Below are 534 nucleotides of genomic sequence, written 5' to 3'. Positions count from 1 at the left end.
AGGGCTGAGGTTCTGGCCCGCCATGCCGCTGACCGGGCTGAACAAGGGCGCCACCACCGACAGCTTGGCCGGGGTCGCGTAGCGCACGGTCTTGGTGATGCGGCCGGCGATGTCGTACTCGGTCTGTGTCACCGCCACTTCGGTCGCATTGAGCAGGCTGAAGCTGAAGGTCGGCCGGTTGTTCTCGTCGTACAGATAGGCGGTGGCACGGGTTTCGGACGTGGTGGGGCTATCCGGGCTTGCCCGCTGGATCTTCAGGCTGACGTTGCCGTTCTGGTCGTAGTAGTACTCGGTGGTCTGCTTGACCCCATCCGGGTCGAGGATTTCGCGGACGCGACGGCCCTGGGCATCGAACACGTATTGGGTTGAGGTGTGGACATGACGCGCCACGCCGGTCTGCTTGCCGGTCACCGGGTCATGGATGGCGCTATAGGTCACGCCGGCATCAATGCGGGTGGTGTGGCCAGCGGCGTCGTAGCGGAACTCGGTGCGAGCCTGGATACCATCCGGGTCTTTGACTTCGGCCCGTACCCG

Annotated in this window: 1 protein-coding gene; it reads right to left on the bottom strand. The window is 64.6% G+C overall.

What is annotated here, in order from left to right:
* The coding region (locus tag PZA18_RS24145; RefSeq protein WP_284103441.1) for a hypothetical protein at positions 1 to 534 on the bottom strand (534 nt) is incomplete at both ends.

The organism is Parachitinimonas caeni, from assembly GCF_030129945.1.
In the GTDB taxonomy this organism is placed as follows: Bacteria; Pseudomonadota; Gammaproteobacteria; order Burkholderiales; family Chitinimonadaceae; genus Parachitinimonas; species Parachitinimonas caeni.
This window is presented reverse-complemented; position numbering and strand designations above follow the sequence as displayed.